The sequence below is a fragment of the Streptococcus hepaticus genome (genome assembly GCF_043656315.1).
GTDB classification, from domain to species: Bacteria; Bacillota; Bacilli; order Lactobacillales; family Streptococcaceae; genus Streptococcus; species Streptococcus hepaticus.
Genome location: NZ_JBINIY010000001.1, coordinates 73,212 through 100,149 on the forward strand (window position 1 = coordinate 73,212; position 26,938 = coordinate 100,149).

28 protein-coding genes and 1 tRNA gene are annotated in these 26,938 nt (G+C 42.0%); 24 read left to right on the top strand and 5 right to left on the bottom strand.

The window, feature by feature from the left end; translation table 11 throughout:
• Positions 1 to 78: 78 nt before the first annotated feature.
• From ACHUFA_RS00375 to ACHUFA_RS00385, 3 genes are all read left to right on the top strand, one after another.
• A complete protein-coding gene (locus ACHUFA_RS00375) occupies positions 79 to 1,521 on the top strand; it encodes an amidase (protein WP_394404597.1) in 1,443 nt (480 codons plus the stop codon).
• A gap of 90 nt (positions 1,522 to 1,611) precedes the next feature.
• Complete coding sequence (locus ACHUFA_RS00380) at positions 1,612 to 2,487, top strand: transporter substrate-binding domain-containing protein (RefSeq protein WP_222347145.1); 876 nt, start codon at positions 1,612 to 1,614, stop codon at positions 2,485 to 2,487.
• A gap of 64 nt (positions 2,488 to 2,551) precedes the next feature.
• The gene (locus tag ACHUFA_RS00385; protein ID WP_394404598.1) at positions 2,552 to 3,220 is read left to right on the top strand and encodes an amino acid ABC transporter permease; all 669 of its coding nucleotides are present in this window, start codon (positions 2,552 to 2,554) and stop codon (positions 3,218 to 3,220) included.
• A gap of 16 nt (positions 3,221 to 3,236) precedes the next feature.
• Here ACHUFA_RS00385 and ACHUFA_RS00390 read toward each other — a convergent pair whose 3' ends face one another.
• Together ACHUFA_RS00390 and ACHUFA_RS00395 are read right to left on the bottom strand one after the other, a co-directional pair.
• A complete protein-coding gene (locus ACHUFA_RS00390) occupies positions 3,237 to 4,109 on the bottom strand; it encodes an SLAC1 family transporter (RefSeq protein ID WP_394404599.1) in 873 nt (290 codons plus the stop codon).
• Between the two features lie 6 nt (positions 4,110 to 4,115).
• Positions 4,116 to 4,556 carry a Fur family transcriptional regulator gene (locus ACHUFA_RS00395; RefSeq protein WP_222347142.1) on the bottom strand — a complete coding sequence of 147 codons (441 nt, stop codon included), beginning with the start codon at positions 4,554 to 4,556 and terminating at the stop codon, positions 4,116 to 4,118.
• 139 nt (positions 4,557 to 4,695) lie between these two features.
• Between ACHUFA_RS00395 and truA the strand changes: the two genes are divergently transcribed.
• The 18 genes from truA (at position 4,696) to rpsR (ending at position 19,388) form a co-directional block, all read left to right on the top strand.
• Positions 4,696 to 5,469, top strand: a complete 774-nt coding sequence (gene truA / locus ACHUFA_RS00400; protein ID WP_222347141.1) for a tRNA pseudouridine(38-40) synthase TruA — start codon at positions 4,696 to 4,698, stop codon at positions 5,467 to 5,469.
• Positions 5,435 to 6,190 (top strand): bifunctional hydroxymethylpyrimidine kinase/phosphomethylpyrimidine kinase, encoded by a 756-nt coding sequence (locus tag ACHUFA_RS00405; protein ID WP_222347140.1) that lies wholly within the window; start codon positions 5,435 to 5,437, stop codon positions 6,188 to 6,190. The genes truA and ACHUFA_RS00405 overlap by 35 nt, the downstream gene beginning before the upstream one ends.
• Before the next feature lie 9 nt (positions 6,191 to 6,199).
• The gene (locus ACHUFA_RS00410) at positions 6,200 to 6,676 is read left to right on the top strand and encodes an ECF transporter S component (RefSeq protein WP_222347139.1); all 477 of its coding nucleotides are present in this window, start codon (positions 6,200 to 6,202) and stop codon (positions 6,674 to 6,676) included.
• 21 nt (positions 6,677 to 6,697) lie between these two features.
• Entirely contained in the window at positions 6,698 to 7,261 is a 564-nt protein-coding gene (locus tag ACHUFA_RS00415; protein WP_394404600.1) for a TIGR01440 family protein, read from the top strand.
• A 213-nt stretch (positions 7,262 to 7,474) separates the two neighbouring features.
• Entirely contained in the window at positions 7,475 to 8,758 is a 1,284-nt protein-coding gene (gene tig, locus ACHUFA_RS00420) for a trigger factor (RefSeq protein ID WP_394404601.1), read from the top strand.
• A gap of 141 nt (positions 8,759 to 8,899) precedes the next feature.
• Complete coding sequence (locus ACHUFA_RS00425; RefSeq protein ID WP_222347136.1) at positions 8,900 to 9,373, top strand: ferrous iron transport protein A; 474 nt, start codon at positions 8,900 to 8,902, stop codon at positions 9,371 to 9,373.
• Positions 9,370 to 11,523 (top strand): ferrous iron transport protein B, encoded by a 2,154-nt coding sequence (gene feoB, locus ACHUFA_RS00430; RefSeq protein ID WP_394404602.1) that lies wholly within the window; start codon positions 9,370 to 9,372, stop codon positions 11,521 to 11,523. Before ACHUFA_RS00425 ends, feoB begins: the two co-directional genes overlap by 4 nt.
• Before the next feature lie 3 nt (positions 11,524 to 11,526).
• The gene (locus ACHUFA_RS00435) at positions 11,527 to 11,673 is read left to right on the top strand and encodes a FeoB-associated Cys-rich membrane protein (protein ID WP_222347134.1); all 147 of its coding nucleotides are present in this window, start codon (positions 11,527 to 11,529) and stop codon (positions 11,671 to 11,673) included.
• Between the two features lie 78 nt (positions 11,674 to 11,751).
• Positions 11,752 to 12,339 carry a DNA-directed RNA polymerase subunit delta gene (gene rpoE / locus ACHUFA_RS00440; RefSeq protein ID WP_222347133.1) on the top strand — a complete coding sequence of 196 codons (588 nt, stop codon included), beginning with the start codon at positions 11,752 to 11,754 and terminating at the stop codon, positions 12,337 to 12,339.
• A gap of 147 nt (positions 12,340 to 12,486) precedes the next feature.
• Positions 12,487 to 14,091: a CTP synthase gene (pyrG, locus tag ACHUFA_RS00445; protein ID WP_394404603.1), complete on the top strand. Its 1,605-nt coding sequence runs from the start codon at positions 12,487 to 12,489 to the stop codon at positions 14,089 to 14,091.
• Positions 14,092 to 14,158: 67 nt separating this feature from the next.
• Positions 14,159 to 14,244, top strand: a tRNA-Leu gene (locus ACHUFA_RS00450).
• A 159-nt stretch (positions 14,245 to 14,403) separates the two neighbouring features.
• Complete coding sequence (locus tag ACHUFA_RS00455; protein WP_394404604.1) at positions 14,404 to 15,285, top strand: class II fructose-bisphosphate aldolase; 882 nt, start codon at positions 14,404 to 14,406, stop codon at positions 15,283 to 15,285.
• Positions 15,286 to 15,828: 543 nt separating this feature from the next.
• Complete coding sequence (gene rpmB, locus ACHUFA_RS00460; RefSeq protein ID WP_001140949.1) at positions 15,829 to 16,017, top strand: 50S ribosomal protein L28; 189 nt, start codon at positions 15,829 to 15,831, stop codon at positions 16,015 to 16,017.
• Between the two features lie 136 nt (positions 16,018 to 16,153).
• Positions 16,154 to 16,519, top strand: a complete 366-nt coding sequence (locus ACHUFA_RS00465) for an Asp23/Gls24 family envelope stress response protein (RefSeq protein ID WP_222347130.1) — start codon at positions 16,154 to 16,156, stop codon at positions 16,517 to 16,519.
• A gap of 2 nt (positions 16,520 to 16,521) precedes the next feature.
• Complete coding sequence (locus tag ACHUFA_RS00470; RefSeq protein ID WP_222347129.1) at positions 16,522 to 18,183, top strand: DAK2 domain-containing protein; 1,662 nt, start codon at positions 16,522 to 16,524, stop codon at positions 18,181 to 18,183.
• A gap of 134 nt (positions 18,184 to 18,317) precedes the next feature.
• Positions 18,318 to 18,608: a 30S ribosomal protein S6 gene (rpsF, locus tag ACHUFA_RS00475; RefSeq protein WP_222347128.1), complete on the top strand. Its 291-nt coding sequence runs from the start codon at positions 18,318 to 18,320 to the stop codon at positions 18,606 to 18,608.
• 9 nt (positions 18,609 to 18,617) lie between these two features.
• On the top strand, positions 18,618 to 19,112 hold the full coding sequence (locus tag ACHUFA_RS00480; RefSeq protein WP_222347127.1) for a single-stranded DNA-binding protein: 495 nt from the start codon (positions 18,618 to 18,620) through the stop codon (positions 19,110 to 19,112).
• A 36-nt stretch (positions 19,113 to 19,148) separates the two neighbouring features.
• Entirely contained in the window at positions 19,149 to 19,388 is a 240-nt protein-coding gene (gene rpsR, locus ACHUFA_RS00485) for a 30S ribosomal protein S18 (protein ID WP_049618463.1), read from the top strand.
• 188 nt (positions 19,389 to 19,576) lie between these two features.
• Here the strand turns inward: rpsR and ACHUFA_RS00490 are convergent, their stop codons facing one another.
• Positions 19,577 to 20,224, bottom strand: a complete 648-nt coding sequence (locus ACHUFA_RS00490) for a DUF1129 domain-containing protein (RefSeq protein ID WP_222347126.1) — start codon at positions 20,222 to 20,224, stop codon at positions 19,577 to 19,579.
• Positions 20,225 to 20,250: 26 nt separating this feature from the next.
• A complete protein-coding gene (locus tag ACHUFA_RS00495) occupies positions 20,251 to 21,195 on the bottom strand; it encodes a magnesium transporter CorA family protein (protein ID WP_394404605.1) in 945 nt (314 codons plus the stop codon).
• 127 nt (positions 21,196 to 21,322) lie between these two features.
• On the opposite strand from ACHUFA_RS00495, the gene uvrA reads away from it, so the two are divergent.
• Positions 21,323 to 24,151, top strand: coding sequence for an excinuclease ABC subunit UvrA (uvrA, locus tag ACHUFA_RS00500; protein WP_222347124.1), 2,829 nt, complete (start codon positions 21,323 to 21,325; stop codon positions 24,149 to 24,151).
• An 88-nt stretch (positions 24,152 to 24,239) separates the two neighbouring features.
• Positions 24,240 to 24,728: a prolyl-tRNA synthetase associated domain-containing protein gene (locus ACHUFA_RS00505; RefSeq protein ID WP_222347186.1), complete on the top strand. Its 489-nt coding sequence runs from the start codon at positions 24,240 to 24,242 to the stop codon at positions 24,726 to 24,728.
• A gap of 52 nt (positions 24,729 to 24,780) precedes the next feature.
• On the opposite strand, the gene ACHUFA_RS00510 is transcribed toward ACHUFA_RS00505, so the two are convergent.
• Complete coding sequence (locus ACHUFA_RS00510) at positions 24,781 to 25,641, bottom strand: hypothetical protein (RefSeq protein WP_394404606.1); 861 nt, start codon at positions 25,639 to 25,641, stop codon at positions 24,781 to 24,783.
• Between the two features lie 155 nt (positions 25,642 to 25,796).
• Here ACHUFA_RS00510 and ACHUFA_RS00515 point away from each other — a divergent pair, with 155 nt between their 5' ends.
• A complete protein-coding gene (locus tag ACHUFA_RS00515; protein ID WP_394404781.1) occupies positions 25,797 to 26,861 on the top strand; it encodes a M24 family metallopeptidase in 1,065 nt (354 codons plus the stop codon).
• Positions 26,862 to 26,938: the final 77 nt, after the last annotated feature.

Sequence of the window (26,938 nt, forward strand, 5' to 3'; positions counted from 1 at the left end):
CAAAAATCAGTAAGTTGCACGACTTGCTGATTTTTTGTGTCTGTGATAGTCTAGGTGCAAAGAAAGTGAGGGTGCGGTATGTGGATGGATGCGACGTCTATGGCGCAAGCGGTTAGAGAGAAAAAGGTCACTCCGACAGAATTGGTAGAGGAGGCTATTAAAAAAATTGAGAAACACAATCCTAATCTCAATGCAGTGGTCTATAAGCAATACGAAGAAGCTTTACAGCGGGCGCAGTCTGCTGATTTTACAGGAAAATTATTTGCTGGTGTGCCGATTCTTCTCAAGGATTTAGGTCAAAACCAAGCAGGTCACTTATCAACATCTGGTTCTCGTTTGTTTGTCCATTTCCGTGCTCAAGGGACAGATAATTATGTTAAAAAATTAGAAGAATTAGGTTTTATTGTGCTTGGTCGGACTAATATACCTGAGTTTGGTTTTAAAAATATATCAGATAGTAGCTTGCATGGGGTGGTTCATAATCCGTTTGATCTAGGTCAAAATGCAGGTGGTTCTAGTGGCGGTGCGGCCGCTGCGGTTGCTTCTGGCATGGTGCCGCTAGCTGCTGCTTCTGATGGCGGTGGCTCTATCCGTATTCCGGCTAGTTTCAATGGACTGATTGGGCTCAAGCCTAGTCGTGGTCGGATTCCAGTTGGTCCCTCTTCTTACAGAGGTTGGCAAGGTGCTTCGAGTCAATTTGCCCTAACCAAGTCAGTCCGAGACACAAAAAATCTTCTCTACGGTATGCAGGTCTGTCAGTTGGAAAGTCCGTTTCCACTGCCACTTTTGCAGAATGAAAAGCATAAATCGTCTCTGAAGATTGCTTTTTCTGTAGAATCTCCCATTGGTTCACACGTTTCAGAAGACGCCAAACAGGCTGTTTTATCCTTGCTTCCAATCTTAGAAAAAATGGGGCATGAGGTTATAGAAATGTCCGGCCAGCCCATCAATGGTGTGGAGGCTATGCAGTCCTACTACATCATGAACAGCGTTGAGACAGCACAAATGTTCGACGAGATTGAAGCTGGTTTTGGTCGAGCAATGACGCCAGATGACATGGAAGTCATGACATGGGCTATTTTTCGCAGTGGCCAAAAAATTCCTGCTAAACTTTACTCAAAGGTTTTGCAGGATTGGGACCGCTACAGTGCTAAAATGTGGGATTTTCATCAAGAATTTGACTTGCTACTCACACCGACAGTCAATGGATCTGCACCCAAGCATGGTCAATTTGCCTTAGGCAAAGAATTGCAGGAGAAACTGCTGCACATGGACGAGTTTGATATGGAAAAGCAGCAGGAACTGATCTGGGAAATGTTTGCAGAGAGTCTGTCTTGGACGCCCTTTACTCAGCAAGCAAATCTAACAGGACAACCAGCTATTAGCTTACCAACCTATGAAACGGTAGAAGGTTTACCTTTAGGAACTCAATTTACTGCCGCCAAAGGCAGAGAAAATCTTTTATTACAATTAGCGAGTGAACTTGAAACTACTGGTATTTTGAGGTGTGAAACTTTCTAAAAATTTTCAGACAAATGGTTTGCTAAAAGGGCTTTCAATGTGTTAACCTATTTTTGTTGATGATTTAACATCAGAAAAAAGGAGATTTATATGTTCAAAAAAGTGTTGGCCTCAGTTGCCCTTGTGTCTACATTAGCTCTTGCGGCTTGTTCAAATGGTTCTTCAAAATCTGCTGACCAAAGCGAATGGGACCGCGTCAAAGAAGCCGGCGTTATCACAGTCGCTACCCCTGGTACCCTCTATCCAACTTCCTTCCATAATGACAAGGATGAATTGGTTGGTTACGAAATCGATATGCTCAATGAAATTGGGAAACGCTTGGATATCAAGATTGACTACCAAGAAATCGGTGTCGCAGAAGCCTTCACTTCTCTTGATAGTGGTAAAGTAGACATTACTGTCAATAACTTTGATCCAACTGAAGAGCGTAAAGAGAAATACAATGTTTCAGAAGCCTACAAGTACTCAGTGGGGGGTATGATTGTGCGTGAAGACGGCTCATCAAACATTACAAAAGCTGATCTTTCAGACTGGAAAGGCAAAAAAGCTGGTGGTGGTGCTGGTACACAGTTCATGAAAATTGCTGAAAAATTGGGTGCAGAGCCAGTTATCTACGACAATGTGACCAATGATGTTTATCTTCGTGATGTGTCAACTGGACGTACGGACTTCATTCCAAATGACTACTACACACAAGTGATTGCCGTACAATTGATTACTAAAAAATTCCCAGATATTAAGGTGAAAATGGGTGATGTCAAATATAATCCTTCAAGCAGCGTGATCATCATGAGCAAAAAAGATACAAGTTTGAAAGAAAAAATTGACGGCGTCATCAAAGAAATGAAAAAAGACGGCACTCTCAAAGCTATCTCTGAAAAATATTACGCTGGTCAAGATTTGACTGAAAAATTGGAAAATGTAGACAATATTCCAGTTGTTGATACTTCAGATGTCAAAAACTAAACGGTTCACACCGTGAAAAGAAGTTGGGTCCTCCCGACTTCTTTGTTTGTAAAAGGAGAAATACATGATTAACTGGCAAGCCATTTTTGACCCGAAGCTGGCGCTTGAAGCTCTTCCAAAAATCTTGGAAGGTCTTCCCTTTACTTTGTCCTTGTCTTTGCTTGGCTTTGGATTGGGAACTTTTTGTGGCTTTTTTGTCGCCCTTATGCGGATGTCTAAATTCCCTCCTTTTCGTTGGATAGCGACGCTTCATGTTTCCCTTATGCGGGGTATTCCACTTATGGTCTTGCTCTTCTTCATCTACTTTGGCCTTCCTTTTATGGGCTTGGAGCTGGATGCGGTGACATCCAGTATTATCGCTTTTACCTCCATGTCTAGTGCTTACATTTCTGAAATCATACGTTCTTCTTTGAAAGCAGTAGATGTGGGACAATGGGAGGCGGCACGCTCTTTAGGATTGAAAACATCTGTTATCTATCGCAAGGTTATCATTCCGCAAGCCTTTCGGATTGCCCTCCCCCCTCTGAGCAATGTTCTTTTGGACATGGTCAAATCTACCTCGTTAACGGCTATGATTACTGTACCAGAAATTTTCAATAAGGCAAAAATCGTGGGTGGTGCCAAGTCGGATTATATGACAGTTTACATCTGTGTAGCCTTGATTTACTGGATTATCTGTACGGCTTACGCCTTTGGTCAAGACCGATTGGAAAAACGCTTAGCAACTTACTAAATGAAAAAAGGGCTGTCTAGTCCTTTTTGTTATATACAAAATTCAGATAGTGGGCAGCAACAATCATCACAATGGTGCTGGCAAAGATGATTTCAAGTGCAGAAAGACTAGAAAGTAGTGGATTGCTAATCCCCAGATAAAGCAGGCTACCGCGGAGAGCAGTTGCTGTTGAGACAGATGGGAAGGTCATACCTGACCAGATTAGGACAAAGGGTGTTTTCCACACGTTTCGCAAGAGAAAAATCGTCCAGAAATAGAAAGTCTGTGATAAGACAAGGAGTGGGACGATGGTCCAGCTAATCTTGAGAGATAATGCTCCTAAGAGCAAGAGTGAGGCAGGTGCTGCTAGGATAGCGATATTGAGTTTGTTTTCAGCTGGAATAGCAATGGTTTTCAGACGATAGAGGATAGAAGGCAGGAGGATAAGGTAACTGACCAATCCGAATAGCCAGCAAAACCAGCCAAGGGCCGGGATTCCAACCTGTGGTACAGTGATAGCGCCAGCTGCCAGTCCAACGTAGATGATATACCAGCTAGGATAAATATCTTTTAGCTCTGCTTTTTTCCAAATCAACCGTGTGAAATGGACGATAAAGCCTAGGTGCAGTAGGATGCCTAAATACCAGAAGAAGGGCAGGTGTGTACCTGTCAGCATGAGCGCCATAGTGAAGGTTGGCAGACTTGACGTTGGTAGACTTTTACTGAGGATGTTGTTCAGTTCGTCAGTGCATTTGTTGATTTTTATCAGCAAGGCGAAAAAAAGCAAACCTGCCAGTCCAAAAAGTAGGTTGGAGAGGATTGGGTTGAAGTTTTTCATGAGGTTGCCGAGGGCGACGATACCGAGCAGCAATCCAGTGCTTGCAAAGGGCAGTTTTTTAATTTTTTTCATAAACCTTTATTTTGTAGCGCAATCGGGGCAAAGACCGTAGGCAGTGGTAACTTCGCGCGTGATTTTATAGCCAGATAACAGGGCGATTTCTTGTCCGATAGAGGGAAGGTCCAATTCGACATCTGTAATTTTTCCACAATTTTCACAGATGACATTGAGATGATCGTGTCCCATGAAATCGTAATAGGTAGTTGCATCTTTGCTGCGTTTGATTTCCGTCACAAATCCGTGTTCGACCAAGACTTTCAAATTGTTATAGACTGTTGCCAGACTCATGTTAGGAAAGAATGGTTTTAATTCACTATAAATCATCTCAGCGCTAGGATGGTAGTGGTGTTCTATCAGATAACGAATGACAGCCCTACGTGTTTCAGTAATACGAACGCCGTGATGTTTCAGATGGGAAATAACCTGTTCATAGGCTCTGGTGTGTGCTGTTTGAGACATTGCTGGAGCAGGCTCCTTTTTCCGTATTTTTTCTGTTATTATACACTATTTAAGCTAGAAATGCGAGCAGGTATCTGACCTAGCACAGATAGGAATAGTCTTACTTGTGAAATGCCCTTCCATAAGCTACAATCTAACTATGGTAAGATATAAAGCAATTATTTCCTATGATGGGACAGATTTTTCGGGCTTTCAGCGTCAGCCACATTGTCGCACGGTCCAAGAAGAGATTGAAAAGACGCTTCTGCGGTTGAACAGTGGTCAGCCAGTAACCATTCATGGGGCGGGGCGGACAGATGCTGGCGTTCATGCCTATGGTCAGGTGATTCACTTTGATTTGCCTCAGGCGCGTGATGTGGAAAAGCTACGCTTTGGACTCGATACCCAATGCCCAGATGATATTGACATCGTTGCCGTGGAACCAGTTCCCGACGATTTTCACGCCCGCTACAATAAGCATTTCAAAACTTACGAGTTTTTGGTGGATATTGGTCGTCCTAAGAATCCCATGATGCGTAACTATGCCACGCATTACCCTTACCCAGTTGATTTTGAACCTATGAAGACAGCTATTAAAGACTTGGAAGGGACTCATGATTTCACAGGCTTTACAGCAGCTGGTACCAGCGTGGAAAACAAGGTTCGTACCATTTTCAAGGCGGATGTTCGTTTTGAAGAAGACCGTAATTTCTTGATTTTCACCTTTACAGGAAATGGCTTTCTTTATAAACAGGTCAGAAATATGGTTGGGACCCTCTTGAAAATTGGGAATGGTCGTATGCCAGTGAGCCAGATTAAGACGATTTTGGAAGCTAAAAATCGTGACTTGGCTGGTCCAACGGCAGCTGGGAATGGTTTGTATATGAAGGAGATTATCTATGAGCAAGAATATTCTAGCGATTTCGGGCAATGACATTTTTTCTGGTGGTGGTTTGTATGCAGATTTGACCACTTATGCGCGTGAAAAATTGCATGGATTTGTAGCGGTGACTTGTTTGACAGCTGTGACTGAGAATGGTTTTGAGGTCATTCCTGTTGACGACAAGGTTTTGGAACAGCAGTTGGCTAGTTTGAAGGATGTGGATTTTGCGGCGGTCAAATTGGGCTTACTTCCTAACGTTGAAACGGCGGATGTGGCGCTTGCATTTGTCAAAGCGCATGCTGACCATCCAGTCGTTTTGGATCCAGTTTTGGTTTGTAAGGAGAACCATGATTTGGAAGTCAGCCGTTTGCGAGATGAATTACTCAAATTCATCCCTTATGCTACCATCGTGACACCAAACTTGGTGGAAGCTCAGCTATTGGCCCAAATGGACATTAAAACTTTAGACGATATGAAGGTTGCAGCTGAGAAATTGCATGCGCTGGGTGTCGCTAATGTGGTGATTAAGGGTGGTAATCGTCTGCAAAAAGATGAAGCGGTTGACCTCTTCTATGACGGACAGACGTTTGAGACCTTTACCTATCCGATTTTGGAACAGAACAATGTGGGAGCAGGCTGTACCTTTGCCTCAAGCATTGCAGCCAAATTGGCACAAGGATACTCTGTTTTGGATGCGGTAAAAGAGGCCAAGGTCTTTGTTTACCAAGCCATTCAACACGCTGACCAATATGGTGTTAGCCAACACTTTTAGGAGGTGCTGATGAGACAAACGAAAACAAGAGAGCTTGCCTTATTGGCAGTGCTGACAGCTTTGTCAGTTGTTTTAGGGAAATTTTTGAGCCTGCCAACGCCGACTGGGTTTGTGACCTTATTGGATGCAGGTGTTGTTTTTACCGCCCTTTATCTTGGGAAACGCCAGGGGGCGATTGTTGGCGCAGCATCAGGATTTTTGATTGACTTGATTGGTGGCTATGCCAGTTGGATGGTTTTCAGTTTGATTATCCATGGGGCCCAGGGGTACTTGGCTGGTTTAACAGGAAAAAGCCATTACCTGGGTCTTGTCGGAACCTTTGTGGTCATGGTTGGAGGATATGCTTTTGGCCGTGGTTTGCTTTATGGATGGGCTGCGGCACTTCCTGGGATGTCGGCTGAGTTTATGCAAAATTTGGTTGGCTTGATTGCAGGTTATGCCCTTAACTTAGCCTTTGGTCGTTTTGGTGGAAATAGCAGAGCTTAATTGGAATAAAGAGGTGACATCATGGATTTAAGGCTATTAGCAGAACAAACACGTACGATTGTTGTAGATATTATTGAGCGAAGTGCTATTAAAAAAGGACAAATTTTTGTCCTCGGTTTGTCATCAAGTGAAGTAGCAGGTGGCTTAATTGGTAAAAATTCCAGTGCTGAGATTGGTGAAGTCATTGTTAAAACAATTTTAGATGAATTGACAGAGCGAGGTATTTACCTAGCCGTTCAAGGTTGTGAACACCTCAACCGTGCTTTGGTTGTTGAAGAGGAGCTGGCTGAGGCTAAGGATCTAGAAATTGTTAATGTCATTCCTAACCTTCATGCAGGTGGCAGCGGTCAAGTGGCAGCTTTTAAATTTATGAAGGAGCCTGTTGAGGTGGAAGAAATTGTCGCCCATGCTGGTTTGGATATAGGGGACACTTCTATTGGAATGCATGTCAAGCGGGTGCAGGTGCCACTGGTTCCTGTCATGCGTGAACTTGGTGGGGCTCATGTGACAGCACTAGCCTCTCGTCCCAAATTGATTGGTGGCGCGCGTGCGACTTATACTACGGATTCGATTCGTAAATTTTAAGTCGACTTTCGCTGTGAAATGTGCGTCTCATATTGAACGATCTCAGGGAAATTGTATCCATCAAGTGAAAAAATGCCCATTCTTTTGGAGAAATCTTTCTGCAGTCTGGCAACTTCTTGAAGATTGGTAAAAAACGATGAAAACCTTTGATTTTTCAAGACTTTATGGTAGAATTGATAGGAATGACAATAAAATTTTAAGGAGTTAGACCTAATGTCTGTATCATTTGAAGTAAAAGAAACAAACCATGGCGTATTGACGTTCACAATCGCTCAAGAAGCCATCAAACCAGAATTGGATCGCGTATTTAACAAAGTTAAAAAAGATATCAACCTTCCAGGTTTCCGTAAAGGTAAAATCACTCGTGCTATCTTTGACAAACGTTTTGGTGAAGAAGCGCTTTACCAAGATGTTGTAAACGCATTGTTGCCAAACGCTTACGAAGCAGCTGTACAAGAAGCTGGTATCGAAGTTGTTGCACAACCAAAAATTGACGTTGTTTCTATGGAAAAAGGTCAAGACTGGGTTGTGAATGCTGAAGTCGTTACAAAACCAGAAGTAAAATTGGGTGACTACAAAAACCTTGCAGTTTCAGTAGAAGCTACTAAAGAAGTAACTGACGAAGAAGTAGACGCTAAAGTTGAACGCGAACGCAATAACTTGGCTGAATTGGCAATCAAAGAAGGTGCTGCTGAAAAAGGCGACACAGTTGTGATTGACTTTGTTGGTTCTATCGATGGTGTTGAATTTGACGGCGGTAAAGGTGAAAATTACTCACTCGAACTTGGTTCAGGTCAATTTATCCCAGGTTTTGAAGACCAATTGGTTGGTCACTCAGCTGGCGAAACTGTAAACGTTGAAGTTTCATTCCCAGAAGACTATCAAGCAGCTGACTTGGCAGGTAAACCAGCTCTCTTCGTAACAACTATCCACGAAGTAAAAGTAAAAGAAGTTCCAGCTTTGGATGACGAATTGGCAAAAGATATCGACGAAGAAGTTGAAACTTTGGACGAATTGAAAGCTAAATACCGTAAAGAATTGGAAGCAGCGAAAGAAATCGCCTTTGACGACGCTGTTGAATCAGCAGCTATCGACTTGGCTGTTGCGAACGCTGAAATCGTTGAATTGCCAGGTGAAATGGTACATGAAGAAGTACACCGCGCTATGAACGAATTCTTGGGTGGTATGCAACAACAAGGTATCTCACCAGAAATGTACTTCCAAATCACAGGTACAACTCAAGAAGACCTTCATGCTCAATACGAAGCTGACGCTGAAAAACGTACTAAGACTAACCTTGTTATCGAAGCTATAGCAAAAGCAGAAGGATTTGAAGCAAGTGAAGAAGAAATCACTGCTGAAATCGAAGAATTGGCTGCAACTTACAATATGGAAGTAGCTCAAGTACGTGGTCTTCTTTCAGAAGATATGTTGAAGCACGATATCACAGTTAAAAAAGCTGTTGAATTAATCACAAGTACAGCAACTGTAAAATAATTTAGATAGAAAGACTGGAAGCCATTCCGGTCTTTTTTATGCCGAAATATTTTTGATGATAATTATCTGATAATTCTAAAGTGTGTTATACTATAATGGAAACGATGTCTTTATCCTATTTGAAGTCGGAGGTCAAGAAATTTGATTTTACTTGATGCAAGAGTATCTTACCCTTATGAAATTTTATCAATTGATTTGCCAGATGAGAGTGTCCATCATTTAGCTAACCTAGGTTTAAAGGTGGGAGCTCGTTTGGAACTCATTTCCAAAACGAAAAATAGTGCCATTGTTATGCTCAAAAGCAATCGGCTTGCCTTCGATGCCTCTATTTTATCTAAGGTAGAAGTGGTGGAGGCAGACCATCAAGTGGCTTCGCTTCCTTTGTCAGAATTAAAAATTGGACAGTTTGCCATAGTAGATGGGATTTACGCTGTAAAAGAAGCCAAACGGCGTCTAATGGATATGGGCTTGACACGGCATACAAAGATTTACATGAGAAAAGTTGCTCCTTTAGGGGATCCGATTGAAATCAGCCTGAGGGGCTATGAGCTTAGCTTGCGGAAGTCAGAGGCTCAACTCATCAGTGTTCTACCGCTTGAGGAGGAAAAAGTATGACACAGATTGCCTTGATTGGAAATCCGAATTCAGGAAAAACCACCCTATTTAATGCTCTAACAGGTGCCAGTCAGCGTGTGGGGAATTGGCCTGGAGTGACAGTAGAAAGAAAAAGCGGTAGCGTTCGAAAACATAGTAACTGGATGGTACAAGATTTGCCGGGGATTTACTCCATGTCTCCCTATAGTCCAGAGGAGAAGGTGGCGCGTGACTATTTGTTAAGTCCACAAGTAGATGTGATTTTAAATGTGGTAGATGCCACAAATCTAGAGCGGAATCTTTATTTAACGACTCAGTTGATTGAGACGGGTGTGCCTGTTATGCTTGCGCTAAACATGACCGATCTGCTTCAATCGCAAGGAAAAGCGGTTAATGAAGAAAAGTTGGCTTATCAACTAGGAACACCCGTGGTCTCTATCAGTGCCCTACAAAACACAGGTGTAGATAAAGCTGTAAAAATAGCCAGCCAGACGACCAAAGGACAGATAGAAACGGTTGTTTTCCCGCAATATGATCCTAAGTTTGAAGCAGCCCTTTCCCAAATAATCGAAGTCTTGGGAGACACAGTTCCAGGGCGGTCTAGTCGATTTTATGCGATTAAACTTTTTGAAGGAGACCAGTTGGTCTGGGCGGAGTTGAATTTATCGGCTTTTCAACGGAAAGAAATCACAGAAATTGTCCAAATTACAGAGGAAATCTTCACTGAAGATGCAGAGTCTATTGTGGTCAATGAACGGTATGGTTTTATCGAAAAAGTCTGTAAACTAGCTCAAAGTCAAGAAGCTGACTTTAAGTTGAATCTTTCCGATAAGATTGACCGTGTGGTGACCAATCGAATCTTGGCTCTCCCAATCTTTGCCTTCATCATGTATCTTGTTTATTATCTATCTATTCAGACGGTTGGAACCATGGGGACAGATTGGGTCAATGATGTTCTCTTTGGAGAGTGGATTCCTCAGATAGTTGCTTCTTGGTTGGAGTCACTTAAGGTGGAAGCCTGGCTCCAATCCTTAATTCTTGACGGTATTATAGCAGGGGTAGGAGGTGTCTTGGGATTTCTACCGCAAATTATCATCCTTTTTCTATGTTTGGGAATTTTGGAAGACATTGGCTATATGAGTCGTATCGCCTTTGTGATGGACCGTATTTTTAGACGTTTTGGTTTGTCTGGAAAATCCTTTATTCCGATGCTGATTTCAACTGGATGTGGTGTACCGGGCATTATGTCTAGTCGGACCATTGAAAATGAACGTGATCGCAAGATTACCATTATGACGGCTACTTTTATGCCATGTTCTGCCAAGTTGTCCATTATCGCCTTAATTGCAGGTGCCTTCTTTCCAAGGGTGCCTTGGGTAGCGCCAAGTACCTACTTTATCGGATTTGGGACTATTGTTCTATCAGGAATCGCCTTAAAGAAAACCAAGGCTTTGGGTGGTTATACTAGTCCCTTTATCATGGAATTACCTAGTTACCATCTCCCAAAATGGACGGCTGTGCTCCGCTATGCTTTTGGAAAAGGTCTGAGTTTTGCAAAGCGAGCAGGGTCCATCATTTTTAGTTTGACAGTTCTGATTTGGTTCTTGTCAAATTATAATCTTCGTTTACAGGCTGTCGAAACGGATCAATCTATTTTAGCTGTCCTGGGGCGTAGTCTTGCCTGGCTCTTCACGCCACTTGGTTTTGGAAACTGGAAGGCAACGGTTGCAGCTATTACGGGCTTAATGGCCAAGGAAACTGTTGTTGCGACTTTTGGTATTCTTTACAACAATCCTAATGCCGAAGAAACCAGTAAAGCACTTTGGCATAGTTTGCAGGCGGATTATTCGGCCTTGGCAGCTTATTCTTTCCTTGTCTTTAACTTACTTTGTGCACCTTGTTTTGCTGCTATGGGAGCTATCAAGCGTGAGATGGTAGATTTGAAGTGGACTTGGGCGGCGATTGGTTTTCAGACCGTTCTGGCTTATGTTGTCAGTCTTGTTATTTATCAATTTGGCTTGGTCCTTCTTTATGGACAGCCGGTTACCATGTGGACGGGTTTGGCTGGACTTGCTCTATTCGCAATAGCTTACTTTATTTTGAGAAAACCGCAAGGCACCAAGGAAAATGTGATTGGCTTAGAAAATTTGGCTGTTTGGGAAAAGGGGTAAGTGATGGCAACAATTATCATTTCAATATTGATAGCTTTAGCAGTTTTCTTTAGTATTCGCTATAGCCTCAAACAAAAAGGAGCCTGTGGTGATTGTCATGTGTCCTGTCCCATTAAGGAAGAAATGGCACATTCGCAGAAGGAGAAATAGAAAGTCTTTGTTAATATCTTTGACTATTTGTAAAAATTAGCGTAAAATAGTAAGGAAAGACAAAAAAGGAGAATAACCTTGGAATTAAACGTATTTGCAGGACAAGAAAAAAGTGAATTATCAATGATCGAGGTGGCACGTGCTATCTTGGAGGAACGTGGTCGTGATAATGAAATGTACTTCAATGACTTGGTCAATGAAATTCAAAATTACTTAGAAAAATCTAACAGTGAGATTCGTGCAGCTCTTCCAATCTTCTATTCAGACCTGAATGTAGATGGCAGCTTTATTCCTTTAGGTGAAAACAAGTGGGGACTTCGTTCATGGTATGCAATCGACGAAATCGACGAAGAAGTGATTACACTTGAAGAAGACGATGAAGATGCACCAAAACGTAAGAAAAAACGTGTTAATGCCTTCATGGATGGAGATGATGATGCCATTGATTATGGTAACGATGATCCAGAAGATGAAGATTCATACGATGATGACACAGAAGACAACTCTTCATATGATGAAGAAAATCCAGATGACGAAAAAGATGAAGTAGAATCATATGACTCAGAAATTAACAAAATCATTCCAGACGAAGACTTGGATGAAGATGTTGAATTGAACGAAGAAGATGATGAATACTCTGATGACGATTTGGAAGAAGTAGAGTAAGTTTTCGGAAAAGAAATTTGACAAGAATCTGGAAATAGTTTATGATATTGTACGGGCACCTCTTTTTAGAGGTCGGTGAAAAGGCTCCCTAGTTTCTAGGGGGCTATTTTTGTTTTTCCCAGAAGAAAAATTCTAAAGGAGTAAAAATTGACAAAATATATTTTTGTAACAGGCGGTGTAGTTTCTTCTATTGGTAAAGGGATTGTTGCAGCGAGTCTTGGTCGTCTTTTGAAAAACCGTGGCTTGAAAGTCACTATCCAAAAATTTGATCCATACATTAACATTGACCCAGGGACAATGAGCCCTTACCAACACGGTGAAGTTTATGTAACAGATGACGGTGCGGAAACTGACCTTGACCTTGGTCACTATGAGCGCTTCATCGACATTAACTTGAACAAATACTCAAATGTGACAACTGGTAAAATTTACAGCGAAGTCCTTAAAAAAGAACGTCGTGGTGAGTATCTTGGTGCGACTGTTCAGGTTATACCACACATCACAGATGCTTTGAAAGAAAAAATCAAACGCGCTGCCATGACAACTGACTCAGACGTGATTATTACAGAAGTTGGTGGGACCGTTGGGGATATCGAGTCGCTTCCATTCCTTGAAGCTCTTCGTCAAATGAAGGCTGATGTGGGTTCAGACAATGTCATGTATATCCACACAACACTCCTTCCATACCTTAAAGCTGCGGGTGAGATGAAAACCAAACCAACACAACATTCTGTTAAAGAATTGCGTGGTCTTGGTATCCAACCAAATATGTTGGTTATCCGTACAGAGCAACCTGTTGAGCAAGGTGTGAAAAACAAATTGGCTCAATTCTGTGACGTGGCGCCAGAAGCTGTTATCAAGTCTATGGACGTTGAGCACATCTACCAAGTGCCACTTAACATGCAAGCGCAAAACATGGACCAAATCGTTTGTGACCACTTGAAGATTGATGTACCAAAAGCAGATATGACAGAATGGTCAGAGATGGTTGACAAGGTTCTTAACCTTGAGAAAAAAGTTAAAATCGCTTTGGTTGGTAAATACGTTGAATTGCCAGATGCCTACTTGTCAGTTGTTGAGGCCCTTAAACACTCAGGTTTCGTTAATGATGCGGCTATTGATCTTAAATGGGTTAACGCTGCGGAAGTCACTGCTGATAACATTGCTGAACTGGTTGGTGATGCTGATGGTATCATTGTTCCTGGTGGTTTTGGTCACCGTGGAACAGAAGGTAAGATTGAAGCTATCCGCTATGCACGTGAAAACGATGTGCCAATGCTTGGTATCTGTCTTGGTATGCAGTTGACCTGTGTCGAGTATGCTCGTAACGTTCTTAACCTTGCAGGTGCTAACTCTGCAGAATTGGATCCAGAAACACCATACCCAATCATTGATATCATGCGTGATCAAATCGACATTGAAGACATGGGTGGTACCCTCCGTCTTGGTCTTTACCCATGTAAATTGAAAGCTGGCTCAAAAGCAGCAGCAGCTTACAACAACCAAGAAGTGGTTCAGCGTCGTCACCGTCACCGTTATGAGTTCAACACAAAATTCCGTGAGCGATTTGAAGCGGCTGGTTTTGTCTTCTCAGGTGTCTCACCAGACAACCGTTTGATGGAAATTGTTGAATTACCAGAGAAAAAATTCTTCGTGGCTGCGCAATATCACCCAGAGTTGCAATCACGTCCAAACCATGCTGAAGAGCTTTACACAGCCTTTGTAACAGCTGCAGTAAAAAACATGAAATAATTTTCAATTTTTTTGAAAAAAGTGTTGACAAAGAACTAGTGTGATGATATACTAGTTCTTGTGTTAAGCGGAAATGGCGGAATTGGCAGACGCGCAGGACTAAGGATCCTGTGACCGCTTTAGGTCGTGGGGGTTCAAGTCCCCCTTTCCGCAGAAGTAGACAGGTTTTGTACCTGTCTTTTTTTGTTGCAAATTATAAAATAAAACTATGAAAGCGCATAGAAAACCAGATAAGACTAGCCTTTTCCCTGAAAAAATGGTAGAATGAAAGGGTATGGGGAGTTCCCCAAAAAATAATAGGAGGCGATTCTAATGCCATTAGTTTCAGCAGAAAAATTTGTCCAAGCAGCTCGTGAAAACGGATATGCTGTTGGTGGATTTAATACAAACAACCTTGAGTGGACACAAGCTATCTTGCGTGCAGCAGAAGCTAAACAAGCTCCAGTTCTCATCCAAACTTCAATGGGCGCAGCGAAATACATGGGTGGTTACAAAGTAGCTCGCAACTTGATTGCTGGTCTTGTTGAGTCAATGAACATCACTGTACCAGTTGCTATCCACCTTGACCACGGTCACTACGAAGATGCACTTGAGTGTATCGAAGTTGGTTACACTTCAATCATGTTTGACGGTTCACACCTTCCAGTTGAAGAAAACCTTGCAAAAGCGAAAGAAGTAGTTGAATTGGCACACGCTAAAGGTATCTCAGTGGAAGCTGAAGTGGGTACTATCGGTGGTGAAGAAGATGGTATCATCGGTAAAGGTGAATTGGCACCAATCGAAGACGCTGTTGCTATGGTTGCTACAGGAATCGACTTCCTTGCTGCAGGTATCGGTAACATCCACGGTCCTTACCCAGCAAACTGGGAAGGTCTTGACCTTGACCACTTGAAGAAATTGACTGAAGCTGTTCCAGGTTTCCCAATCGTATTGCACGGTGGTTCAGGTATCCCTGACGAACAAATTCAAGAAGCTATCAAATTGGGTGTTGCTAAAGTTAACGTTAACACAGAATGCCAAATCGCATTTGCTAACGCAACTCGTAAATTTGCAGCAGCTTATGAAGCGAACGAAGCAGAATACGACAAGAAAAAACTCTTCGACCCACGTAAATTCTTGGCTGACGGCGTAAAAGCTATCCAAGCATCAGTTGAAGAACGTATCGACGTATTCGGTTCAGCAAATAAGGCGTAAAACTGCGAACAAAGCTCTGATTTGGAGCAAACAAAGCCTAATCAAATATTTTTGAAAATAATGAAGAAAATCTACAATACAGTAGGTTTTCTTTTTTCATGACTTTCTACGAAACGATGTTTCATCGTAAGCACACAAAGTATAATTGAATGAAGAGGAAAAGAAGATTTGCTTATTCAGGTCTTTTTCTACTTTGTAGTAGAGAATATAGGTTATCTGCGAACAAATCACTGATTTGGAGCAAACAAAGCTTAATTGAATAAAGTGAAGGAGCTCTGATTATTCAGATCTTTTTCTATTTTGTAGAGAATATAGGTTATCTGCGAACAAATCTCTGATTTGGAGCAAACAAAGCTTCATAAAAAGTCTGATATATAGTTTTTTTCTTCTTGTGTTCTAGATTCTGAGATTCTATAAGAAGAGAAGTAGACTATATCTGAAATTAACAGAAAAAAATCTTGCATCACACACATAGTTGTGGTAGAATGGTCTAGTATGTGGTGCTAGCACATCCTTAATTATACTACGTAGGAGGAAATACAAATGGCTAAAGTATGTTACTTTACTGGTCGTAAGACTGTTTCAGGAAACAACCGTTCACACGCTATGAACCAAACAAAACGTACTGTTAAACCAAATCTTCAAAAAGTTACTGTTTTGATCGACGGTAAACCTAAAAAAGTTTGGGTTTCAGCTCGTGCTTTGAAATCAGGCAAAGTAGAACGCGTTTAATAACAGAAGAAGTGATCCTTAAGGGTCATTTTTTTGTGTCCAAAAGGAGAAGATATCGGTTGTAACAGTCTTCTTTTTTACAGGAGCTTGAAATTATGGTAAAATAGTGTGATAAAACTATTTGAGGTAGCAAAATATGACTGTTAAAATCAATACAAAAGACGGCCAAATCGAATTGACTGATGACGTGATTGCCACAGTTGTCGGCGGTGCTACAACTGAAATTTTCGGTGTAGTCGGTATGGCCAGCAAGTCAGCCATCAAGGATAATTTCCAGGCCCTCCTTCGTAAGGAAAATTATGCCAAAGGTGTTGTTGTAAAAACGACTGAAGAAGGAAACATTGCAGTTGATGTTTACACTGTCATGAGTTACGGTGTCAAAATCAGCGAAGTTTCTCGCAATATCCAAGAACGTGTAAAATTCAATCTTGAAAACCAACTTGGAATCGCAGCAGATACTGTTAATGTTTACATTCAAAATATCAAGGTCGTAGGAGAATAATTGTGTCAAAAATTACAACTAGTTTATTTCAAGAAATGGTGCAGGCAGCATCTTCTCGATTGAATAAACAAGCAGAATATGTTAATTCATTGAACGTTTTCCCAGTTCCAGATGGAGATACTGGTACAAATATGGGAATGACGATTACAAATGGTGCCAAAGAAGTTGCGGACAAACCAGCTTCAACAGTTGGTGAAGTTGGGCAAATCTTATCAAAAGGTTTGTTGATGGGCGCTCGCGGAAATTCAGGTGTTATCACTTCCCAATTATTCCGTGGTTTTGGTCAGTCTATCAAGGGCAAAGAAGAACTTGATGGGAAAGACTTGGCTCATGCCTTCCAAAATGGTGTAGAAGTTGCTTACAAGGCGGTTATGAAGCCAGTTGAAGGGACTATCTTGACAGTTTCTCGTGGTGCTGCAACTGCTGCTCTTAAAAAAGCAGAAGAAACAGATGATGCTGTTGAAGTAATGCGTGCAACCTTGGAAGGTGCAAACCGTGCTCTTAAGAAAACGCCAGAAATGTTGCCAGTTTTGAAAGAAGTTGGAGTTGTGGACTCTGGTGGTCAAGGTTTGGTTTATATCTACGAAGGTTTCTTGTCAGCTTTGACAGGGGAATACATTGCTTCTGAAGAATTCCAAGCAACTCCAGCAGTCATGACGGAGATGATTAACGCTGAGCACCATAAATCTGTAGCAGGTCACGTAGCGACTGAAGACATTAAATTTGGTTACTGTACAGAAATCATGGTGGCTCTTCGTCAAGGACCAACTTACGTCAAAGACTTTGAATATGAAGAATTCCGTAATTACTTGAACGACCTTGGGGACTCTCTCTTGGTTGTCAATGATGATGAAATTGTTAAGGTCCACGTCCATACTGAAGATCCAGGGCTTGTGATGCAAGCGGGTCTCCAATACGGTAGCTTGGTGAAGGTCAAAGTAGACAACATGCGTAATCAGCATGAGGCAGTTCTTGAAAAAGATACTTACCAAAAACCAGCTGAGCAAAAAGAATATGCAGTGATTGCTGTAGCAGCTGGTGAAGGTTTGACAGAAATCTTCAAATCACAAGGTGTAGACTATGTGATTTCAGGTGGTCAAACCATGAACCCTTCAACAGAAGATTTTGTTAAAGCGATTGATTTGGTGAATGCGCGTAATGTCATCATCTTGCCAAACAACAAAAATATCTTCATGGCGGCTCAATCTGCGGCAGAAGTTGCAGAAGTTGCGGTTAAGGTTATTGAGACACGTACGATTCCTCAAGGCTTTACTAGTCTTTTGGCCTTCGATCCAAACAGCTCTATAGAAGATAACTTTGAAGCTATGACTGCTTCACTTGCTGATGTCAAGAGTGGTAGTGTAACGACAGCTGTTCGCGATACAACGATTGACGGTCTTGAAATCCATGAAAATGATAATTTGGGTATGGTTGACGGAAAAATCGTTGTGTCTAGCCCAGATATGATGGAAACATTGGAAAAAACCTTTGCCAAAATGTTGGACGAAGATAGCGAAATTGTTACAATTTATGTCGGCGAAGATGGTAGCCGAGATTTGGCGCAAGAAATCGCTGATGACCTAGAAGAGAAATTTGAAGATATCGAAGTTGAAATCCACCAAGGTAATCAACCAGTTTATCCATATCTTTTCAGTGTAGAATAAGCAGAAAAAAGTGGGTTTAGGCCTGCTTTTTTCTTGCTTTTGTTGTGAATTGTGGTATAATAGTTTCTTGTGAGTATCCCTCACTTACCTGCACCAAGGAGTGTAGGTCATTAGACCAAAAGGAGGAACTATCAATGGCTAAATACGAAATTCTTTATATTATTCGTCCAAACATTGAGGAAGAAGCTAAAAACGCTTTGGTAGCACGTTTTGACGCTATCTTGACTGACAACGGTGCAACTGTTGTTGAATCAAAAGATTGGGAAAAACGTCGTCTTGCATACGAAATCAAAGATTTCCGCGAAGGACTTTACCATATCGTTAACGTTGAAGCAAACGATGATGTAGCTCTTAACGAGTTTGACCGTTTGTCAAAAATCAACGGCGATATTCTTCGTCACATGATCGTCAAAACTGACGCGTAAGGATAGTGTATGATTAATAATGTAGTACTAGTTGGTCGTATGACCCGTGATGCAGAGCTTCGTTACACACCGTCTAATCAGGCCGTTGCGACTTTTACCTTGGCTGTTAACCGCCAATTTAAAAATCAAAATGGTGAGCGTGAAGCGGATTTTATTAACGTTGTTATTTGGCGCCAGCAAGCTGAAAATTTGGCAAACTGGGCTAAAAAAGGTGCTTTGATTGGAATTACAGGTCGTATTCAGACTCGTAATTATGAAAATCAGCAAGGACAACGTGTCTATGTGACAGAAGTTGTTGCAGATAATTTCCAACTTTTGGAAAGCCGTACTGCACGTGAAGGTCAAGGTGGTGGTTACAGCGCTGGAAATTCATATTCTGGTGGCAATGACTATAATTCGCCTTATCAAGCACCTGCACAATCTACACCAAACTTTGCACGCGAAGAAAGTCCATTTGGTACAACTAATCCAATGGATATTTCAGATGATGATCTTCCATTCTAAGGATGGACTGAATTAAAACTATAAAGGAGAAAAAACATGGCTCAACAACGTCGTGGCGGTTTCAAACGCCGTAAAAAAGTTGACTTCATCGCAGCTAACAAAATTGAATATGTTGATTACAAAGATACTGAGCTTCTTAGCCGTTTCATCTCAGAACGTGGTAAAATCTTGCCACGTCGTGTGACTGGAACTTCAGCTAAAAACCAACGTAAAGTAACAACAGCGATCAAACGTGCTCGCGTTATGGCTCTTTTGCCATTCGTAAACGAAGATTAAAAAAGAGGTCCGATGGACCTCTTTTTCTTTGCACCTAGAAACGAAAAAGTGCAGAAACCTAGCTCGTAGGACTGTCTTTCGTGAGCATGGAAATGCAAGAGTGAATAATGACCTGCCTCGCACGGGTCATTTTTGTGTGCTTAGAAATAAAGAAGCATCAAAAAACAGACCGTAGTCTGTCTTTAATTTTATTGTACAGGCTGCATAGCGCTACGTATGTTGAATTGTTTTTTCAAATAGATCCGCAAACCGATTGCAACTGCTGCGAAGAGGAGAGTGGCAGTTGGTGAGAGGGTTGGATTGATGGCTGCTGGAATCAATGCGGCCAAGAGGAAGACAACAGACCAGGCAAGGGTTGTGAGAATGAGATAGAGAATGGCTTTCCAGAATTTTGGTCGTTGCCCATCTTTTCCCATATTACGATAGATAAGGTGGTACATGAGGTAAATTCCTGCACCAACACCAAAACCGATTGTCAAGAAAGTCAAGAGACCATACTTTGTTCCAGATTGGAAGAGATTCATAAGTCCGTTGATTGCTCCTAGGAGTCCTAAGATGAGCAAACTAGAATCAAGCCACATGAGCCAAGGGTTGTCATTTGTTTCTGGTGTAGTGTTAGTTTGGTCAGCAGATTTGGTAAAGCTTTTAGCCCAATCACTTGGTGCTCCGTAGAGACCGCGAGCTGTGACGCCTTTCTTCTGATTTTCGATGATTGTTGGAAGGATTTCTTCAAGAAGAGCCTTGATTTCTTGATCAGATTTGCCATCTTTGATGAGTTGGCTAGTTGCGATATGGATAAATTCTTGGTTTTTCTTAGTTAATTCTTGTAATTCCATGTGATTGTCTTTCTGTGTAGATAAGTTTAGAACCATCTTTTTCGGATGAAGTAGAAGGTAAGGGAAAGGCTGATGGCAAAGGCTGCAAAGATGACCCATTCAAATGCATGAGGAATATCGTTGAAGGGGATGGCATTTCCTTTGAAGTTCATCCCGTAGGCCGAAAAGACCATGGTAGGGACAGAGAGAACGATGGTTGCCAAAGCCAGTGTCTTCATAATGGTATTTTGATTGTTCGAAATGATAGAAGCGTAGGCTTGCGTCATAGAGTTCAAGATGTTGCCATAGATGTCAGCCATTTCCAAGGCCTGCTGGGTCTCAACCATAGTGTCTTCCAACAAGTCTTCATCTTCTTCGTATTTACGCAATAGGCTAGAAGAGCCAGATAGCTTTTTAACGATTCGCTCGTTCATTTTAAGGGAAGCCTTAAAGTAGACGATGGTTTTTTCTAGCTCCATGAGAACAATTAGTTCTTCATTCTTGGTCGCTTCATGGAGTTGGCTTTCGATTTCTTCGCTCTTTCGGTCAATGGTCCGCAAGGCTGATAGATAGAGTTGGGCATTGCGGTAAAGAATTTGGAAAACGAAGCGTGATTTCATAAAAGTATAGAAATTTCGCAAACGATGATGGATAAATTGGTCAAAGAGTGGTAATTTTTCCAAACAGGTAGTAATGATGCTATCCTCGGTCAAGATAATACCGAGTGGAATAGTGACATAGTAGGTCATGTTGTTGCGCTCTTCTAAAATAGGAACGTCAACGATGATGAGCTTGTAGTCATCCTCTACCACGATACGAGAACTTTCTTCAGCATCGAGCGGGGCGCGCAAGTCAGTGATGTCGATATTAAAGTGTTCAGCGACTTCCATAGACTCGCTCTGGGAAGGGTTGACCAAGTTAATCCAAGCACCTGGTTGGAATGTTTGGATTTCTTCTAAATCAGTAATTGTAGAAAGAAAAATTTGCTTCATACAGGACCCTCCTCAGTTGAATTTTAGCGCACACGACGCACCCCCTATTATATCAAAAAGAGAGGTAAAGGAAAAGGTTTTTATGGAAAATGTGTTATAATAGTGGGGTTTAAGAGGTAAAGAAAATATGCAAGATAAGATTGTGATTCATGGGGCTCGCGCCCACAATTTAAAAAATATTGATGTGACCATTCCTCGTGACAAGCTAGTGGTCGTAACGGGGTTATCAGGCTCTGGTAAATCCAGTCTGGCTTTCGATACGCTGTATGCGGAAGGACAACGCCGTTATGTGGAGAGTTTGTCAGCCTATGCTCGGCAGTTTTTAGGCAATATGGAAAAGCCGGATGTGGATTCAATTGAGGGCTTGAGTCCAGCTATTTCGATTGACCAAAAGACAACATCCAAAAATCCACGTTCTACGGTAGGAACAGCAACGGAAATTCATGACTATCTCCGTTTGCTCTATGCTCGTGTTGGAACTCCTTACTGTATTAATGGACATGGAGCCATTTCAGCTTCATCAGTGGAGCAAATTGTTGACGAGATTTTAGAATTGCCTGAGCGCCAACGTCTGCAGATTTTAGCGCCAATTGTTCGTAAGAAAAAAGGGCAGCACAAGACTGTCTTTGAAAAAGTGCAAAAAGATGGCTACGTTCGCGTTCGAGTCAATGGAGGAGTCTACGATGTGACGGAAGTGCCTGAATTATCTAAGAGTAAGCAACATGATATTGAGATTGTTGTGGACCGGATTGTTCTCAAAGAAGGGGTACGTTCGCGTCTCTTTGATTCGGTAGAAGCTGCCCTGCGTTTGGCAGATGGCTATGTAGTGATTGATACCATGGATGGCAAGGAATTGCTCTTTTCTGAGCATTATGCTTGTCCTGTTTGTGGTTTTACTGTGCCTGAGCTGGAACCCCGTCTCTTTTCTTTCAATGCACCGTTTGGCTCTTGCTCGGAGTGTGACGGCTTGGGAATGCGTCTGGAAGTTGATACGGACTTGATCGTGCCTGACGGGACAAAGACCTTGAGAGAAGGGGCTATTGCGCCATGGAATCCGATTTCTTCCAACTACTATCCAAGTATGCTGGAACAGGCTATGACTCAGTTTGGGATTGATTTGGATACACCTTGGGAAAATCTGTCTGAAGAAGAGCAGAACGTGATTCTGTATGGTTCGGATGGCAAGGAGTTTCATTTCCACTACGAAAATGATTTTGGTGGTGTGCGCGATATTGACATTCCTTTTGAGGGTGTCATTACCAATGTTAACCGTCGTTATCATGATACTAATAGTGATTACACGCGCAATGTGATGAAAGCTTATATGAATGAGTTGGCCTGTCAGACTTGTCACGGTTATCGCCTCAATGACCAAGCTTTAGCGGTCAAGGTTGGGGGAGAAGAGGGACTTCATATCGGACAAATTTCAGACTTGTCTATAGCGGACCACTTGGAAGTCTTGGCACACCTGCAACTCTCTGAAAATGAAAAAACTATTGCAACACCCATTGTCAAAGAAGTGCGTGACCGTTTGACCTTCCTCAGCAATGTTGGTCTGGACTATCTGACCCTGTCTCGGACTGCGGGCACGCTGTCTGGTGGAGAAAGTCAACGCATTCGTCTAGCAACTCAGATTGGTTCCAACCTGTCTGGTGTCCTCTATATCCTCGATGAACCCTCCATCGGTCTTCATCAGCGGGACAATGATCGTTTGATCGATAGTCTGAAGAAAATGCGAGATTTGGGTAATACTTTGATTGTGGTGGAACATGATGAAGATACCATGATGGCAGCGGATTACTTGATTGATGTGGGCCCCGGTGCAGGTGTCTTTGGTGGTGAAATTGTTGCGGCAGGTACACCTGCCCAAGTTGCTAAAAATAAAAAGTCTATCACGGGGCAATATCTTTCTGGCAAACGGGAAATTCCAGTTCCAACTGAACGTCGTGTGGGCAATGGTCGTTTCCTTGAAGTTCAAGGAGCGACAGAGCACAATTTGCAGAATGTGACGGCTCGATTCCCCTTGGGCAAATTTATCGCGGTGACGGGCGTGTCCGGTTCTGGTAAGTCTACACTTGTCAATAGCATTCTTAAAAAAGCAGTGGCTCACAAGCTTAACAACAATTCTGAAAAGCCTGGAAAACACAGGGCTCTGACAGGAATTGAACACGTGGACCGTCTCATTGATATTGATCAGAGTCCGATTGGTCGTACTCCGCGTTCCAACCCAGCTACCTATACTGGTGTATTTGATGATATTCGCGACCTTTTTGCGCAGACAAATGAAGCCAAGGTTCGTGGTTACAAGAAAGGCCGTTTCTCTTTCAATGTCAAGGGCGGTCGTTGTGAAGCCTGTTCCGGTGATGGGATTATCAAGATTGAAATGCACTTCTTGCCAGATGTCTTTGTCCCTTGTGAAGTGTGTCATGGTCGCAGATACAACAGTGAAACCTTGGAAGTGCATTACAAGGAGAAAAATATCTCTGAAGTATTGGATATGACGGTTAATGATGCAGTGGAATTTTTCAAGCATTTGCCAAAAATTGAGCGGAAACTTCGTACCATTCAGGATGTAGGACTGGGGTATGTGACCTTGGGGCAACCAGCTACCACTCTTTCAGGAGGAGAAGCGCAACGGATGAAACTGGCTTCCGAGCTTCATAAGCGTTCGACTGGCAAGTCGCTCTATATCCTCGACGAGCCGACGACCGGTCTGCATACAGAAGATATTGCGCGTCTGCTCAAGGTGCTCTCTCGTTTTGTAGATGATGGCAATACTGTCTTGGTGATTGAGCACAATCTGGATGTTATTAAAACTGCAGACCACATTATTGACCTCGGCCCAGAAGGCGGTGTCGGTGGTGGAACCATTGTTGCGACAGGAACACCAGAAGAAGTGGCGGCCAATCCGGCTTCCTATACAGGACACTATTTAAAACCCAAATTGCATTTATAAAAGACAGCTTTTCCAGCTGTTTTTTTGTGTTTTTATGTTGAAAAATTGTGGTAAAATATAGTCAAATAAATGCAAAAGGAGAAACATGATGGACCTCTATACACCTGTTGCTGACAAATTAAATGACTTAGGTATAACTTTTCAAATTGTGGAGCACGAACCTGCCTTGACCACTGAACAGGCGGACAGCTTTATCGAAGGTATTGACGGTGTTCGTACCAAGACTATGTTTTTGACCAATAAGAAAAAGACGCAATTTTATCTCCTTATCATGGATGAGCAAAAAATGCTAGACATGGACCAGTTCAAGGAGATTGTCGGAGCAAACCGGATTCGTATGGCATCAAGCGATAGCCTTTATGATAAAATGCTCCTGCCACCAGGTGTAGTATCTCCGTTTGGTCTCCTCAATAATCCTGAAAAAGACATCGCGGTTTACATTGACCAGGAAATTATGCCTGAAAAACGCATGAGTTTTCATCCTAACACCAATGAAAAGACTATTTTCCTAGACACTCCAGACTTGGTGAAATTCATCGAAGCGATTGGCTATGATGTACATGTGATAGAGTTGTAAAACAACAAAGCCATCCGTAGATTTTCTACGGATGGCTTTGTTGCAGTTTAGATTAATCAGATCGGGAGTGCCGTTTTCCCATCCGTATCGCTTCTGCTTCAGACATTGTGATGATATTTGACATGTTAGTGTTATGAGGCATATTTGTTGTAGAATACCAATAAACAGCAGATTTTCCACCGCCGGTAATATAGACAATCCGTTCTTCTTGTGCAGCTGCAGCTTCTTCGGCTTCTTGCTGAGCTGCTTGGGCTTCACGGGTTTCAATGGCTGTGACAACTGCACTAATCCGATTTTCAAATCCATTTCGCTGGGCTTCATCTATAACAGCACTTATTTTTTGTTTGGCGGGCTCGATATTTCCCCGTTCTTGATGATCTTCCAGATATTTGACGCTAGTTTCTGCTTCTTGGGTGGCTAAGTTTTGTTGGACAAGGGCTAGACGATTTTCAAGTTCGGCTTTTTTCTGGGGGTCCGTTACTTTTTCAACGGCGGCAGTAGCAATGCTATATTGTTCCTCGTTAGGAGCTTGTTCTAGACTTGCTACGGCAGTTTCAGCTTGATTAATGTTGGGATCAATGCTTGGTTTTGTTTGACTATTTTCTTGAGTAGATTTTCTTTTGGAGTGTTTAGTGGAGCTATTTGAAACCAAGGTTTGAATAGAGGAATTGGTATTAGTATCATTATTTTTCAGCATTGAAGGGACTGCAAACAAGCTACCAATAAGTCCAATTATTATTGCAGTAAGAGCAAAATTTCGTTTCTTTGGATCAGGTTTTTTCTTGGTATAGTACCAAAAGGCGATTACACCACCAATGAGGATGACGGGCATCAACATGAGAATCAGAGAGAGGATAAGTAATCCACCTAAGAGATATAAGAATACTGTTAAGCAACTATTCTTCTTTTTCATAAAAACCTCCAAAATAAATATAGGATGAAGCACTATTATTTTAAGCCTAGAATATAGCCTTGTCAATAGTGAAAATCCCTCTTTTCATCCCTCTCCAATCGTGCTACAATATCTAGTAACAGATAGAACAAGGAGTAGTAGATATGAAACAACATTTGGCAGATCGTTTAGCACGTTTTGAGGCAAAATTAGCGCAGACAGACTTAGATGGTTTTTTGGTGACAGGGCAAAATAATATCTATTATTTGACAGATTTTTGGGGAACAGCTGGGACCGTTTTTATTTCTAAAAATCGCCGTCTCTTTTTGACAGATGCCCGTTATACCTTGATTGCTAAGGAAAATGTACATGGATTTGATATCATCGAAACTCGTACTCCTCTGGTAGAAATTGCAAAAATTGTTGCTGCAGATAAATTGGAAAAAATCGGATTTGAGAGTGAAGTAACTTTCTCATTTTATCAAGGGTTACAAACGAATTTTCCAAGAGTAACGCTAGCAGCAGAGACCAACTTTATCGAAGAGTTGCGCATGATTAAAGACCAGGTAGAAATTGAAACCATTCGCAAGGCCTGTGCCATTTCAGATCAAGCCTTTATCGATGTGTTGGACTTTATCAAGCCAGGGCAAACAACAGAAATGGCAGTCAACCACTTCTTGGACGCTCGCATGCGTCAATTGGGTGCTGACGGAGCTTCCTTTGAATTTATCGTGGCATCAGGCTACCGCTCTGCTATGCCGCATGGGCGTGCCAGTGACAAGTTGATCATGGCAGGAGAGACAGTAACCTTTGACTTTGGTTGCTATTACAAACATTATGTCAGCGATATGACGCGTACTATTCACATTGGTCAAGTGACAGATGAAGAGCGCGAAATCTACGATGTAACCCTTCGTGCTAACCAGACCTTGATTGAGCAAGCTAAAGCAGGCATGAGCTACCGTGATTTTGATGGGATTCCACGCGCAATCATCAATGAAGCAGGTTACGGAGACTACTTTACTCACGGGATTGGACACGGGATTGGTTTGGATATTCATGAGATTCCTTTCTTTGGCAATTCCGATGCAAAATTAGAGGCTGGTTATATGGTAACGGATGAGCCAGGTATCTATCTGCCAGATAAATATGGTGTTCGTATTGAAGATGACCTCCTCATCACAGAAACAGGTTGTGAAGTCTTGACAAAAGCACCGAAAGAATTGATTGTTCTCAAATAAGCCTTGTTCCAGCTGAATGAAAGATTTGAGAAAAATCCTTTTCTATGATAAAATAGAACGAATAATAAATTTTGAAG